Raw genomic sequence first — 14,183 nt, 5'->3', positions numbered from 1 at the left:
TCTGGACCGCATCAGCCGATTCCATCCTCGAAAAGCTGCATCGACTTTGCTCGCGAATCAGCGGAACAGGACACTAGTCGTCCGCACGCGGCGCTGTCAACGCCCCGATCGAACCGCACGCGCGGCGAAGCGGATGCCGGTGCGCGGCGCAGGTGCGGCGAAAACGGCGCGGTGCGTTGCGGAGCAAGGCCGTGCCGCGATCGCGGACGGTCGATACTTCGGTGGATTCCGAAATGAATATCCGATATCGGCTATCTTTGCGCCGGCGGGGGGCGGCTGCCGGAATGCGCCATCAGGTCGTCGAGGAACGCGCGCAGCACGGTCGGCTGCGCGGCGCCGCGGCGCGTGATCGACGAGAACGGCCACGTCGACGTGAGCTGCTCCGCGGCGAGCTGGCGCATCTGGCCGGCATCGACCCACTGCCTTGCATAGTGTCGCGGCAGAAAGCCGATATAGGCGCCCGTCAGGATCAGGATCGCCTGCGCTTCGACATTGTCGACGGTCGCGGCCGCGCTGCCGCTCTCGAGCAACTGCAGGTCGCGCTGCTGCAGGAACGCGCGGGCGACGACCTGGCTCTGCCGGACGCGCTCGATCAGTGCGTCGCCGGTGGCGTCGCTCGAGAACAGCGGATGGTAGCGGCTGCAGTAGAGGCCGTCGGGTTCCTCGTACAGCTGCGTGTACGACAGACCGGCGACGTTCAGCGGGAAGTGGCCGATCGCGAGGTGCAGCCGCCCGTCCAGCACGCGCTCCTCGAGCTCGGCCGGCGTGCCGATATAGATGTCGAGCTGGATGTCATGACCGCGCGAGACGAAACGGCGCAGCGCGGGCGGCAGGATGCTGTCGGTATCGGTGACCGTGTTGTCGATGATGCCGAGATGGAGCCGGCCCGAGATGCGCTGCTTGAGCGCATGGGTGTCCATGCAGAACGCCTCGACCGCGAGCGACAGGCGCTGCGCGGATTCGTAGGTCGCGACACCGTGTTCCGTCAGACGAAAGCCGCTGCGACCGCGTTCGCACAGCTTGACGCCGAGGCGCGTTTCCAGGCTGGTCATCTGCTCGCTGATGGTCGACTGGCTCACGTTTAGCGCGGCTTGCGCGGCGGAGAACCCGCCGCACTTCACGATGGTCATGAAAATCCTGAGCAGTTTCAGGTCGACGTCCTGCAGCTGTTTCATGTCCCGTTCTCCTCCATCCGCCACATCGGAAAATCCGATATGGACATCTGATGCTTGCTATTTTTCCGGTGAAAATTCTTGCCCATAGTGACTGCAAAGGCAAGCGCATGGACGGCCGTGCGCCCGAAGACGAATCCAAATACGGATGGAGACGGAGACAATGCAGAACAACAGCTATGAGAAGGGCAGGCTCAACCTGCCGTTCGTCGGTCACTGCACCTTTGCGAAGGCGCCGGTGTGTCTCGACTGGGAGAACATCGACGCGGATGTGGCGATCCTGGGCGCGCCCAACGACATGGGCACCCAGTGGCGCTCGGGCGCGCGGTTCGGCCCGCGCGGCATTCGCGAGGCGTCGACGCTGTTTTCGTTCGGGCACGCGGGTGCCTACGATCACGAAGACGACGTGCTCTACCTGACCGAGGACCAGGTTCGCATGGTGGACGTCGGCGACGCGGACATCGTGCACACCGACATGACCTCGAGTAATGCGAACATCGAACTGGCCGTGCGCAAGATCCTCGCCTCCGGGGCGATGCCGGTGGTGCTCGGCGGCGATCATTCCGTGCATGCGCCCGCGATCAAGGCATTCGAAGGCCGCGGGCCGATTCACATCGTGCATTTCGATGCCCACCTCGACTTCGTCGACGAACGCCACGGCGTGCGATACGGCCACGGCAACCCGCTGCGCCGGGCCTCCGAGATGGACCATATCGGAGGCATGACGCAGCTCGGCATCCGCAACGTTTCGTCATCCAACCGCAGCGACTACGACGCGGCACGTGCCGCGGGCTCCAACATCCTGTCCGTGCGCGATGTCCGGCGCCTTGGCACCGAGGGCGTGCTCGAGCAGATTCCCCAGTGCGGCGCCTACTACATCACGATCGACATCGACGGCTTCGATCCGTCGATTGCGCCGGGAACCGGTACGCCGAGCCACGGCGGTTTCCAGTACTACGAAGTGATCGAGATCATCCAGGCGCTCGCGAAGCGCAGCCGCGGAAACATCGTCGGCATGGACCTGGTGGAAGTGGCGCCGGCCTACGACCCGACCGGAACGACGTCGATCCTGGCCGCGCAATTGCTGATGAACAGCATCGGCTTCATTTTCCACGCGCGCAGCCTGGCCCGCGCACGCTGAGACGTTCATATCCGCAACCGGGAGCGATGTCTCGCGGGACGTCCCGAAATCACTACCGCACGGCCCGGCGAACCTCGTCGACAGGTTCCGGGCCGGCTATCAAGGAAGATCAACATGGATGCCGTAGTCGCGCAATATCTCGATCGCCATGACGTTTCCCGGGCGACTCGCAACTTTCTCGCCAAGCCGATGAAGATGTTCATCGGCGGCTCGTGGGTGGACGGCAGCGACGGCCAGTTCAGCGCCGTCACCGAGCCGTCGACCGAGGGCGTCATCACGCAGATTCCGTTCGCCACGACGGCCGATCTCGACCGCGCCGTCGCTGCCGCGCGTCGCCAGTTCGATCACGGCGAATGGCGCCGCCTCAAGCCGCTCGAGCGCGAGCGGCTGCTGCACCGGCTGGCCGACCTGATCGAAGCGCATGCGGATGAACTGGCGGAGATCGAGTCGATCGACATGGGCAAGTCCGTCGCGCAGGCCCGCGCGATCGACATCCAGGGCACGGTCGACACGTTCCGCTATTTCGCCGGCTGGGCGTCCAAGCTGCACGGTCGCACGGTCGAGCCGTCGCTGCCGGGCAACTATCTGGCCTATACGCGCAAGGAACCGATCGGCGTCGTGGGCGCGATCGTGCCGTGGAACTATCCGTTGCAGACCATGGCGTGGAAGCTGGCGGCCGCGCTGGCCGTCGGCTGCACGACCGTCGTGAAGCCGGCCGAGCTCACGTCGCTGTCGACGCTGCGCTTTGCCGAACTGGTGCAGGAAGCCGGCATTCCGGACGGCGTGGTCAACATCGTGACCGGCCGCGGCAGCGTGATCGGCGCCGCGATGGCGAGCCACCCGGGCATCGACAAGCTGACCTTCACGGGTTCGACGCCGGTCGGGCGCGACGTCGGGCAGAACGCGGTGCGGCACATCAAGCGCGTGACGCTCGAACTCGGCGGGAAGTCCCCGGTTCTCGTGCTGGACGATGCCGATATCGAGGCTGCCGCGCAGGCCGTGGCCAACGGCGTGTTCTTCAACTCCGGCCAGGTGTGCGATGCGGGCACCCGCGCCTATATCCACCGCGACATCCACGACCGGTTCCTCGCGGCGCTGGCGGACTACACGGCGACGCTGAAGATCGCCCCCGGCCTGGATCGCGACTGTTTCATCAGCCCGCTCGTGTCGGCCAGGCAGAAGGACACGGTGCTGTCGTACATCGAATCCGGGATCCGGGAGGGCGCCGAATGCCGCTACGGCGGTCGCGCTCACGCGGGCCCGGGTTATTTCGTCGAACCGACGATCTTCGCGCATTGCCGTCCCGACATGCGGATCGTCCGTGAGGAAATCTTCGGCCCGGTGCTCGTGACCGCGCCGTTCGATACGCTCGACGAGGCCGTGGCGCTCGCGAACGATTCGCCGTTCGGCCTGGCCGCCGCGATCTACTCGAACGATCTGGGCCGCGTGCACGGCCTGATCCCGCGGTTGCAGGCGGGCACGGTCTATGTGAACGCGCACAGCACCATTGATCCGGCGCTGCCGTTCGGCGGGTTCAAGACGTCCGGGTTCGGCAAGGACCTCGGACCCGAACAGCTCGATTATCTGATGGAGACAAAGGCGGTCTGCATCACGCTTCCTTGACCGGTTGCGCGTGAGGTGCCGCCCGGCGCCGGCAGGCAAGGTAACAGCCTGCAGCTGGCCGGAGGCGGCATGGTCCTGAAGCGAAATCGTCGGCCCGTTCGTCCGGACGGGTCCGAGGAATTCGTACTGCTTCGCCCTTTGCGATCATGGGGTACAACATGCAGGCAGAAACAAACGTATTGAAGGCGCCGCACGGCGACCACGGCGCCATCGAGGCGCATTCGATCGACTTCGTCCCGGAAAGCGAGCGTACCGACCGGCTGGCCAGCCAGGGGCCGTTCTGGTTCGTCGGGAACTTCACGTTCTTCACGATGACGATCGGCTTCGTCGGGCCGAGCGTCGGTCTCGATTCGCTCTGGACCACCGTCTCCGGCACGCTCGGCATCATGTTCGGCACGTTATTCATGGCATTCCACGGCTCGCAGGGGCCGCATCTCGGCCTGCCGCAGATGATCCAGTCGCGCGCGCAGTTCGGCTATCGCGGCGTCGTGCTCGTACTGCTGGCGACGCTGTTCGTGTTCGCGGGCTTCAACATCGTCAACCTCGTGCTGATGATGCAGGGTCTCAAGACGCTGTTCCACTGGGAACCGATGCAGGTCGCGCTGGCCGTGACGGTGCCGGCGACGATCCTCGCGATCCTCGGTCACGACTGGATGCACCGGACGTTCAAATGGTCCCTGTATCTTTCGCTGCCGCTCTACGGCCTCGTGACGCTGGCGGTGCTGGCCGGCTGGATCCACGACGCGCCGGCAGCGGCCGGTGCGCCGGTCGCGCGGCTGGGCTTCAACTGGACCGGCTTCATCGCGCAGTTCGCGGCGGCGGCCAGCTACAACATCGCCTATGCGCCGTACGTGTCGGACTATTCGCGCTACTTGCCGAAGAACACGCCGAGCGGCAGGCTGATTGCCGCGGTGTTCGTCGGGGCGTCGCTGTCCGGCGCGTGGATGATCGCGGTGGGTGGATGGCTCGGCGCGCACCTGCATGCGACCGATGTGCTCGTCGCGCTCCACGGCGTGGGCGCCGGGATCGCGCCGCAACTGGGCACGGCGGTCGTGGCCGTCACCCTCGTCGCGTTCCTGCCGGTGATCGCGATGAACATCTACAGCGCGAAGCTGACAGCCATCACCAGCGTGGACTCGTTCCGGAAGGTGGCGCCGACCGCGAGGGCGCGGATCGCGGCGATCCTCTTCGTCGTGCTGCTGCAGCTCGGCGTGGCGTTGCGCATCTATGCGTCGGGTTCCGGCCTGTCGGTGCTCAATATCTATCTGGTGGTGATGCTGTATTTCCTGGTGCCGTGGACGGCAGTCAACCTGACCGACTACTTCTTCGTGCGCAAGGGGCGCTACGCGGTGCCGCATTTCTTTCGCCCGCGCGATAGCCTGTACGGAAACTGGGGTGGACGCGGCCTGCTTTCGTACCTGATCGGATTCGTGTCGATGGTGCCGTTCTTCTGCATCTTCGACGGCGATCGCGAGGTCTACGTCGGCCCGCTCGCGAAGGCGATGGGCAGCGTCGATCTGGCCTGGCTGGTCGGGCTGATCGTCTCGGCGCTCGCGTACTACGTGCTGTGCCGTTCGCTCGACCTGCGGCGCGAGGAAGCGGAAATCGCGCAGATCGAAGCGAACCAGCCGGAATACACCACCGGCGACAAAAAGCGCGGTTGACGCGGCATGCCGGGATCAATCATCGATCGGAATAATCAAGATGACTAAATACTACGACTACATCATCGTGGGCGCCGGGTCGGCGGGATGCGTGCTGGCGAACCGGCTGACCGAGGATGCGAACGTCAGCGTGCTCGTTCTGGAGTATGGCGGCAGCGACCGCAGCGTGATCATCCAGATGCCGAGCGCGTTCTCGATGCCGATGAACACGAAGCGGTTCAACTGGCACTACGAGACGGCACCGGAACCGAATCTGGACGGGCGTCGTCTGCACTGCCCGCGCGGCAAGGTGCTCGGCGGCTCGTCGTCGATCAACGGCCTGGTCTACATTCGCGGCCACGCGTGCGATTTCGACGAATGGGAATCGCTCGGCGCCCGCGACTGGGGATACCGCAACTGCCTGCCGTATTTCCGCAAGGCTGAGAGCTACAAGTTCGGCGGCGACGAATATCGCGGCGCGGACGGCCCGCTGAGCACCAACAACGGCAACAACATGCAGAACCCGCTGTACGGCGCTTGGGTGGAAGCGGGGGCCGAGGCCGGCTACATCAAGACGGCCGATTGCAACGGCTACATGCAGGAAGGGTTCGGCGCAATGCACATGACGGTCAGGAACGGCGTTCGCTGGTCGACCGCGAACGCGTATCTGCGCCCGGCGATGCAGCGGCCCAACCTGACCGTCGTCACGCATGCGATGACGCGCCGGATCGTGATGGAAGGCAAGCGCGCAGTCGGCGTGGTCTACGAGCAGGGCGGTGTCCAGCACACGGTTCGCTGCACGCGGGAAGTGCTGGTGTCGTCGGGGCCGATCGGCTCGCCGCACCTGCTGCAGCGCTCGGGTATCGGGCCGGCCGGCGTGTTGCGCAAGGCCGGGATCGAGGTCGTGCACGATCTGCCGGGCGTCGGCGAGAATCTGCAGGATCACTCGGAAATCTACATCCAGTACCGGTGCAAGCTACCGGTGTCGCTCAACGGCAAGATGGGGCTGTTCGGCAAGGCGATGATCGGCCTGCGCTGGCTGCTGTTCAAGGACGGGCTGGGCGCCAGCAACCATTTCGAGGCAGGCGGGTTCATTCGTTCCGATGCGGGCCTTCGCTGGCCCGACATCCAGTTCCACTTCCTGCCGGCGGCCATGCGTTACGACGGTGACAAGCCGTACAAGGGCCACGGCTTCATGGTGCTCACCGGGCCGAACAAGCCCAAGAGTCGCGGGCACGTTCGGGCGCGCTCCGCCGATCCGTACGAGCATCCCGAGATCCGGTTCAACTATCTGGACCGCGAGGAAGACCGCGAGGGGTTCCGTCGCTGCGTGCGCCTCACGCGCGAGATCGTCGGGCAGCCGGCCATGGACCGCTTCCGCGGCGTGGAACTGGCGCCCGGCCCGGACGTGACGACCGACGACGAGATCGATGCGTTCGTGCGCGCCAATATGGAAAGCACGATGCATCCGTGCGGCTCGTGCCGGATGGGCGAGGACGGGATGGCGGTGGTGGATTCCGAATTGCGCGTGCGCGGCGTTCAGGGCCTGCGCGTCATCGATTCGTCGGTGTTTCCGACCGAGCCGAACGGAAACCTGAACGCGCCGACCATCATGCTGGCCGAACGGGCCGCCGACCTGGTGCGCGGCCGCAAGACGCTCGCGCCGTCCGATGCGCCGGTCGGCTTCGTCGAGAACTGGGAAGCGCGGCAGCGCAATGGCGTGCCCAAACGCAATGTCGCCGCTTGAATGCGGTGCACGGCGGCGCACGTTCGGCCGACAGGTCAGGGATCGCGCGCCGCCTCCGGCGACACCGCCCCGCACGCGCGGATCACGAGTTGCACGACCTGCTCGGTCGTCTCCGCGAACGCCTTCTGCGTGAACGCACGCTTGCCGCTCAGCGCGCGGATCTGCGCATCGAAATCCGCATAGTGCTGCGTGGTCGCCCAGATCAGGTACATCAATGCATGCGCATCGATCGGTGCGAGCAGCCCACGCGCGATCCAGCCTTCGATCACCTTCACGCGCGTGTCGAACCAGGGCTTCACGCGTTCCGACAGGATGTCCTGCATGTGCGCGGCACCGTGGATGATCTCGTTGGCCCATACCTTCGAGCCGAGCGGGCGCCGTCGCGACAGATCCATCTTCGCGCGCACGTAGCTCCCGATCGCTTCGACCGGATCGTCGCCGGCCTCGAACGACCCGGCCGCACGGTGCCAGTCTTCGAACAGGTCGTCGAGCACACGCCGGTATAGCGCAAGCTTCGTCGGGAAGTAGTAATGCAGGTTCGCCTTCGGCAGGCCCGCACGCTCGGCGATCATCGCGGTGCTCGCGCCGTCGAGCCCGCGCTCCGCGAATACGGCTTCCGCGCAGGCCAGCAGATGCGCTTCGTTGGACTCGCGGATGTGCGCCTTGCGTCGCCGCAAAGGCCCGCGCGTTTCGTCGTGGCCGGTGGCGTCCGCGGCCGCTTCGTCATGTCTCATCGTTGCCCTCGCGCGGCATATATGCCGCGTTGGGCTTCATTCTAGTCGCTGGTTCGCATCGAACGCACGTGCCCGCATACATCGGCGTGCGCGATGCTGCGATGGGGTGGCACGTTTTTCGCTCGATCGATTCACGCAAGAAAGACATTGCGCTGGGCATTTTGATCGTCTAAAACCTGTCCAATCGGACAGGATTTTCGCGAGCGACGGAATGCAGTGCCGGCAGTCCGCCGATCGATCGGACGAATCGCGCGAACGATGCGCATCTGCACCTCGCAGGTGCGGGTTTGCCCCGACGGCAGCAATGCGCGCACCGGCATCGACCGGGATGACGACATGACCGACCCCACAGGAGCGATACGTATGGACGCGGTATCGGAAACAGTGAAGCGGGCAGCATTCGACACGTCGATCAAGGTCGACGGAAGGCGGTTGTGGGACAGCCTGATGGAGGTCGCGAAGATCGGTGCGACGCCGAAGGGCGGCGTCTGCCGCCTCGCGTTGACCGATCTCGACAAGGCCGGTCGCGACCTGATCGTCGGCTGGGCGAAAGCCGCCGGCTGCACGGTGACGGTCGATACGATGGGCAATGTGTTCATGCGCCGCGCGGGCCGCGTGGCCGACGCGGCGCCGGTCGTCACCGGCTCGCACGCGGACTCGCAGCCGACGGGCGGCCGCTTCGATGGCATTTACGGCGTGCTCGGCGGCCTCGAGGTGATTCGCAGTCTCAACGATCACGGCATCGAGACCGAGCATCCGGTCGAGGTCGTGATCTGGACCAACGAGGAAGGCTCGCGCTTCGCGCCGGCGATGGTCGCATCGGGCGTGTTCGCGGGTGTGTTTCCGCTCGAGTACGGGCTGTCGCGCAAGGACATTGACGGCAAGACGATCGGCGAGGAACTCGCGCGCATCGGCTATGCGGGCGACGTGCCGTGCGGCGGCCGCAAGCTGCACGCGGCGTTCGAGCTGCATATCGAGCAGGGGCCGATTCTCGAGGCGGAGTGCAAGACGATTGGCGTCGTGACGGACGCGCAGGGGCAGCGCTGGTACGAGATCACGTTCACCGGCCAGGAAGCGCACGCAGGGCCGACGCCGATGCCGCGCCGCCGCGACGCGCTGCTCGGCGCATCGCGCGTGGTCGATCTCGTGAACCGGATCGGCCTCGATCACGCGCCGTTCGGCTGCGCGACGGTCGGGATGATGCAGGTTCATCCGAACTCGCGCAACGTGATTCCGGGCCGCGTGTTCTTCACCGTCGATTTCCGTCATCCGGACGACGCCGTGCTCGCGCAGATGGACGCCGCACTGCGCGACGGCGTCGCGCGCATCGCGGGCGAGATCGGGCTCGACACCGCGCTCGAGCAGATTTTCTACTACAAGCCCGTCGCGTTCGATCCGGCCTGCGTGGCGGCCGTGCGCGGCGCGGCCGACCGCTTCGGCTACTCGCATCGCGACATCGTGTCGGGTGCGGGGCACGATGCGTGCTACCTGGCACAGGTCGCGCCGACGTCGATGGTGTTCGTGCCCTGCGTCGACGGCATCAGCCACAACGAGATCGAGGACGCGACGCCTGCATGGATCGAGGCCGGCGCGAACGTGCTGCTGCACGCGATGCTGTCGCGTGCATGCGAGCCGGCTTCATGACGGATCGGATATAGCGCGGCCGGCAGGCTGATCATCGCCTGACCTTGGCATTCCTCACGCAGGACCGCCCCGACTGTGCATTCGCAGCCGGCGGGACGGCTTTGTCTCCACCCAGTCGAAGGAGCGCGTATGACCACCAAGCCAACCGGCGATATCGCCGCGCATCGCCTGTCGTCCACGCAACTCTCGTGCGAATTCGCCGATATCGCGCCGCTGCTCGACCCGACTGCCGCGGCGGCCGCCGCCAGCCGCTGCCACTACTGCTACGACGCACCGTGCGTGCAGGCCTGTCCGACGCAGATCGACATCCCGAGCTTCATCCGCAAGATCGGCAACGGCAACCTGAAGGGCGCGGCGACCGACATCCTGTCCGCGAATCCGCTCGGCGGGATGTGCGCGCGCGTGTGCCCGACCGAGATCCTGTGCGAAGGCGCGTGCGTGCGCAATCACCAGGATGCGCAGCCGGTCGCGATCGGCGCGCTGCAGCGGCACGCGACCGACTGGGCGATGGCGAGCGGCGCGGTGCGCTTCACGCGTGCGCCCGATACGGGGCGGCATGTCGCGGTGGTCGGCGCGGGGCCGGCCGGACTCGCGTGCGCGCACCGGCTCGCGCTGGCCGGCCATCGCGTCACGCTGTTCGACGCGCGACCGAAGGCGGGCGGCTTGAACGAATACGGGATCGCCGCGTACAAGACCGTCGACGATTTCGCGCAGCGCGAAGTCGAGTGGCTGCTGTCGGTCGGCGGCATCACGCTGGAGACGGGCGTCGCGCTCGGCCGCGACGTGACGCTCGACGCGCTGCGCGAGCGGCATGACGCGGTGTTTCTGGCGATGGGCCTGGGCGGCGTGCGCACGCTCGCGGTCGACGGCGAGCAATTGACCGGCGTGATGAACGCGGTCGACTTCATCGAGCAGGTGCGGCAGGCCGACGGGCTGGAGAACGTGCCGGTCGGGCGGCGCGTGGTGGTGATCGGCGGCGGCAACACGGCGATCGACGCGTCCGTGCAAAGCCGCAAGCTCGGCGCGGAGCGCGTGACGATGGTGTACCGGCGCGGCGTGGATGCGATGAGCGCGACCTGGGCCGAACGCGAGTTCGCGCAGAAGAGCGGCGTCACGCTCGTCACGCACGCGAAGCCGGTGCGCATCGCGGGCGCGGACGGTCACGTGACGGGCGTCGAATTCGAGGCGGCGTCGGGCGAGCGCTTCACCGTCGATGCGGACATGGTGCTGAAGGCGATCGGCCAGACGCTGGTGCCGGACGGCGTCGCGGCCGCGTTGCTGACGGCGGACGGGACGCGCATCGCGGTCGATGCGGACGGACGCACCGCGTTGCCCGACGTGTGGGCCGGCGGCGATTGCGCGGCGACGGACGGCATCGACCTGACGGTGCAGGCCGTGCAGGACGGCAAGCGCGCGGCCGCCGCGATCAACGCGGCGCTCGCACAGCGCGACGCCAAGGCCGCGTGAGCGCGGCATACGCAACGGTATCGCGCGCATTGCGAGTATCAAGCGCGCCACGCGGATCACGTTAAACGCCCCATCTTCACGGAGCCGACCATGGCCGACCTTCGCTGCACCATCGCAGGCATCACTTCGCCGAATCCTTTCTGGCTCGCATCCGCACCGCCGACCGACAAGGCGTACAACGTCAATCGCGCGTTCGAGGCCGGCTGGGGCGGTGTCGTCTGGAAGACGCTCGGCCTCGATCCGCACGTCGTCAACGTCAGTTCCCGCTACGGCGCGGTGCAGTGGAACGGCCAGCGGATCGCCGGGCTGAACAACATCGAGCTGATCACCGACCGGCCGCTCGACGTGAACCTGAGAGAGATCGCGCAGGTGAAGCGCGACTGGCCGGACCGCGCGCTGATCGTGTCGCTGATGGTGCCGTGCAACGAGCGCGACTGGAAATGGATCCTGCCGCTCGTCGAGGATACGGGCGCCGATGCGGTCGAGCTGAACTTCGGCTGCCCGCACGGGATGAGCGAGCGCGGGATGGGCGCGGCCGTCGGGCAGGTGCCGGAATACGTCGAGATGGTCACGCGCTGGGTGAAGGAAGGCACGAAGCTGCCGTGCCTCGTGAAGCTCACGCCGAACATCAGCGACATCCGGATGGGATCGCGCGCCGCCTACAAGGGTGGCGCGGACGGCGTGTCGCTGATCAACACGATCAACTCGATCGTCGCGGTCGACCTCGACCAGATGGCGCCGATGCCTACCGTCGACGGCAAGGGCACGCACGGCGGCTATTGCGGCCCGGCGGTCAAGCCGATCGCGCTGAACATGGTCGCGGAGATCGCGCGCGACCCGGAAACGCCGAACCTGCCGATTTCCGGCATCGGCGGGATTTCGTCGTGGCGCGACGCGGCCGAGTTCATGGTGCTCGGCGCCGGCAGCGTGCAGGTGTGCACCGCCGCGATGCATTACGGATTCCGGATCGTGTCGGATCTCGTCGACGGGCTGTCGAACTGGATGGACGAGAAAGGCTACGCGACGCTCGACGACATCCGCGGCCGCGCGGTGCCGAACGTGACCGACTGGAAATACCTGAACCTGAAGTACGACATCAAGGCGCGCATCGACCAGGACCGCTGCATCCAGTGCGGGCTGTGCCATATCGCGTGCGAGGACACGTCGCACCAGGCGATCACCGCCGAGAAGGACGGCGTGCGGCATTTCGAGGTGGTGGACGCGGAGTGCGTCGGGTGCAATCTTTGCATGCATGTGTGTCCGGTCGAGCAATGCATCACGATGGAGCGGGTCGACGCGGGCGACTACGCGAACTGGACCACGCATCCGAACAACCCGGCGCGCGCCGACGCGGGTGCGAGCCCGGCGGAACCCGCGAAGCACGCGAAGGCAGCCTGACCGGCGGCCGGCGGCGCGGTACGGGCCGCGTCGTCCTTTATCCTGTTCGGCCGGCATCGCACGATGCCGGCGCTGACGTTTACGTGGAGCGCGTTCAATGAAACCAGCAGCGATTCCCGCCGATCCCGACAGCGCCGCGGCGCCGGCCGGCAGCCTGTACAACGACGATCTCGCGCCGACGACGGCGGCGCAACGCACGTGGCGGTGGTACCACTTCGCGGCGCTGTGGGTCGGGATGGTGATGAACATCGCGTCGTACATGCTCGCGGCCGGGCTGATCCAGGAAGGCATGTCGCCGTGGCAGGCGGTGCTGACGGTCTTGCTCGGCAACCTGATCGTGCTGGTGCCGATGCTGCTGATCGGCCATGCGGGCGCGAAGCACGGGATTCCGTACGCGGTGCTCGTGCGCGCGTCGTTCGGCACGCAGGGCGCGAAGCTGCCCGCGTTGTTGCGCGCGATCGTCGCGTGCGGCTGGTACGGCATCCAGAGCTGGCTCGGCGGCAGCGCGATCTACACGCTGCTGAACATCCTGACCGGCAATGCGCTGCACGGCGCGGCGCTGCCGCTCGTCGGCATCTCGTTCGGGCAGCTCGCGTGTTTCCTGGTGTTCTGGACGCTGCAGCTGTACTTCATCCTGCACGGCACCGATTCGATCCGCTGGCTCGAGAGCTGGTCCGCGCCGATCAAGGTCGTGATGTGCATCGCGCTCGTGTGGTGGGCGACGTCGCAGGCGGGCGGCTTCGGCACGATGCTGTCGGCGCCGTCGCAGTTCGTCGCGGGCGGCAAGAAGGCGGGACTTTTCTGGGCGACGTTCTGGCCGGGCCTGACCGCGATGGTCGGCTTCTGGGCGACGCTCGCGCTGAACATTCCCGACTTCACGCGCTTCGCGCATTCGCAGCGCGACCAGGTGATCGGGCAGTCGATCGGGCTGCCGCTGCCGATGGCGCTGCTGTCGGTGGTGTCGGTCGTGGTGACGTCGGCCACGGTCGTGATCTACGGCAACGCGATCTGGGATCCGATCGACCTGACGAGCCGGATGACCGGCATCGGCGTGGGCATCGCGCTCGTGATCCTGACGCTCGACACGATGTGCTGCAACCTCGCGGCGAACCTGGTCGGTCCTGCTTACGATTTCTCGAGCCTGTGGCCGAAGGCGATCTCGTACCGCACGGGCGGGTTGATCACCGCGACGCTCGCGATCGTGATGATGCCGTGGAAGATCCTCGCGACGACGGACGGTTATATCTTCACCTGGCTCGTCGGGTATTCGGCGCTGCTCGGGCCGGTCGCGGGCATCCTGATGGTCGACTACTTCCTGATTCGCGGCACGCGGCTCGATACGCGCGCGCTGTTCGACGAGCGCGGCGACTTCAGCTACGCGCGCGGCTGGAATCCGGCCGCGCTGGCCGCGCTCGCGGTCGGCGTGCTGCCGAACCTGCCCGGCTTCCTGCATACCGCATTCCCGGCGTCGTTCCCGAACGTGCCGGCGTTCTTCAACACGCTTTACACGTATGCGTGGTTCGTCGGCCTCGTGCTGGCGTCCGGCGTGTACGGCGGCTGGATGAAGTGGCGCGCCGGACAGCGCGCGCAGATCGCGAACGCGTGATGCGCGAA

The 14,183-nt window shown here is 66.6% G+C and carries 11 protein-coding genes; 8 read left to right on the top strand and 3 right to left on the bottom strand.

The genetic code is table 11. The features are described 5' to 3' along the window. Positions 1 to 251: 251 nt before the first annotated feature. Positions 252 to 1,175 carry a LysR family transcriptional regulator gene (locus tag DIE06_RS34860; protein ID WP_124665304.1) on the bottom strand — a complete coding sequence of 308 codons (924 nt, stop codon included), beginning with the start codon at positions 1,173 to 1,175 and terminating at the stop codon, positions 252 to 254. A gap of 160 nt (positions 1,176 to 1,335) precedes the next feature. Here DIE06_RS34860 and speB point away from each other — a divergent pair, with 160 nt between their 5' ends. The 4 genes from speB to betA all read left to right on the top strand — a co-directional run bounded on the left by speB (position 1,336) and on the right by betA (position 7,326). Next, a complete protein-coding gene (gene speB / locus DIE06_RS34855) occupies positions 1,336 to 2,313 on the top strand; it encodes an agmatinase (RefSeq protein WP_124665303.1) in 978 nt (325 codons plus the stop codon). Positions 2,314 to 2,427: 114 nt separating this feature from the next. Next, positions 2,428 to 3,936 (top strand): aldehyde dehydrogenase, encoded by a 1,509-nt coding sequence (locus tag DIE06_RS34850; RefSeq protein ID WP_124665302.1) that lies wholly within the window; start codon positions 2,428 to 2,430, stop codon positions 3,934 to 3,936. Positions 3,937 to 4,094: 158 nt separating this feature from the next. Then, positions 4,095 to 5,600: a cytosine permease gene (locus tag DIE06_RS34845; protein WP_221624081.1), complete on the top strand. Its 1,506-nt coding sequence runs from the start codon at positions 4,095 to 4,097 to the stop codon at positions 5,598 to 5,600. 40 nt (positions 5,601 to 5,640) lie between these two features. Next, positions 5,641 to 7,326: a choline dehydrogenase gene (betA, locus tag DIE06_RS34840; protein ID WP_124665300.1), complete on the top strand. Its 1,686-nt coding sequence runs from the start codon at positions 5,641 to 5,643 to the stop codon at positions 7,324 to 7,326. A gap of 35 nt (positions 7,327 to 7,361) precedes the next feature. Here the strand turns inward: betA and DIE06_RS34835 are convergent, their stop codons facing one another. Together DIE06_RS34835 and DIE06_RS38580 are read right to left on the bottom strand one after the other, a co-directional pair. Next, complete coding sequence (locus DIE06_RS34835; protein WP_124665299.1) at positions 7,362 to 8,060, bottom strand: TetR/AcrR family transcriptional regulator; 699 nt, start codon at positions 8,058 to 8,060, stop codon at positions 7,362 to 7,364. Positions 8,061 to 8,191: 131 nt separating this feature from the next. Then, positions 8,192 to 8,398, bottom strand: coding sequence for a hypothetical protein (locus DIE06_RS38580; RefSeq protein WP_185733554.1), 207 nt, complete (start codon positions 8,396 to 8,398; stop codon positions 8,192 to 8,194). A gap of 25 nt (positions 8,399 to 8,423) precedes the next feature. On the opposite strand from DIE06_RS38580, the gene DIE06_RS34825 reads away from it, so the two are divergent. From DIE06_RS34825 to DIE06_RS34810, 4 genes are all read left to right on the top strand, one after another. Beyond that, positions 8,424 to 9,704, top strand: a complete 1,281-nt coding sequence (locus DIE06_RS34825; RefSeq protein ID WP_124665298.1) for a Zn-dependent hydrolase — start codon at positions 8,424 to 8,426, stop codon at positions 9,702 to 9,704. Positions 9,705 to 9,833: 129 nt separating this feature from the next. Continuing rightward, complete coding sequence (locus DIE06_RS34820; RefSeq protein WP_124665297.1) at positions 9,834 to 11,171, top strand: NAD(P)-dependent oxidoreductase; 1,338 nt, start codon at positions 9,834 to 9,836, stop codon at positions 11,169 to 11,171. 90 nt (positions 11,172 to 11,261) lie between these two features. Continuing rightward, a complete protein-coding gene (preA, locus tag DIE06_RS34815) occupies positions 11,262 to 12,569 on the top strand; it encodes an NAD-dependent dihydropyrimidine dehydrogenase subunit PreA (RefSeq protein ID WP_124665296.1) in 1,308 nt (435 codons plus the stop codon). A 97-nt stretch (positions 12,570 to 12,666) separates the two neighbouring features. Further along, positions 12,667 to 14,175 carry an NCS1 family nucleobase:cation symporter-1 gene (locus tag DIE06_RS34810; RefSeq protein WP_124665295.1) on the top strand — a complete coding sequence of 503 codons (1,509 nt, stop codon included), beginning with the start codon at positions 12,667 to 12,669 and terminating at the stop codon, positions 14,173 to 14,175. Positions 14,176 to 14,183: the final 8 nt, after the last annotated feature.

This window comes from Burkholderia sp. Bp8998 (assembly GCF_003854235.1).
Classification (GTDB): Bacteria; Pseudomonadota; Gammaproteobacteria; order Burkholderiales; family Burkholderiaceae; genus Burkholderia.
Note: the sequence above shows the minus strand (reverse complement) of the source record. Positions and strands in the feature narration are given on the sequence as shown.

Bases quoted from the DNA above. Each gene is read 5' to 3' on its own strand.
- DIE06_RS34860 (WP_124665304.1), bottom strand. From the start codon at position 1,175: ATGAAACAGCTGCAGGACGTCGACCTGAAACTGCTCAGGATTTTCATG.
- speB (WP_124665303.1), top strand. From the start codon at position 1,336: ATGCAGAACAACAGCTATGAGAAGGGCAGGCTCAACCTGCCGTTCGTC.
- DIE06_RS34850 (WP_124665302.1), top strand. From the start codon at position 2,428: ATGGATGCCGTAGTCGCGCAATATCTCGATCGCCATGACGTTTCCCGG.
- DIE06_RS34845 (WP_221624081.1), top strand. From the start codon at position 4,095: ATGCAGGCAGAAACAAACGTATTGAAGGCGCCGCACGGCGACCACGGC.
- betA (WP_124665300.1), top strand. From the start codon at position 5,641: ATGACTAAATACTACGACTACATCATCGTGGGCGCCGGGTCGGCGGGA.
- DIE06_RS34835 (WP_124665299.1), bottom strand. From the start codon at position 8,060: ATGAGACATGACGAAGCGGCCGCGGACGCCACCGGCCACGACGAAACG.
- DIE06_RS38580 (WP_185733554.1), bottom strand. From the start codon at position 8,398: ATGTCGTCATCCCGGTCGATGCCGGTGCGCGCATTGCTGCCGTCGGGG.
- DIE06_RS34825 (WP_124665298.1), top strand. From the start codon at position 8,424: ATGGACGCGGTATCGGAAACAGTGAAGCGGGCAGCATTCGACACGTCG.
- DIE06_RS34820 (WP_124665297.1), top strand. From the start codon at position 9,834: ATGACCACCAAGCCAACCGGCGATATCGCCGCGCATCGCCTGTCGTCC.
- preA (WP_124665296.1), top strand. From the start codon at position 11,262: ATGGCCGACCTTCGCTGCACCATCGCAGGCATCACTTCGCCGAATCCT.
- DIE06_RS34810 (WP_124665295.1), top strand. From the start codon at position 12,667: ATGAAACCAGCAGCGATTCCCGCCGATCCCGACAGCGCCGCGGCGCCG.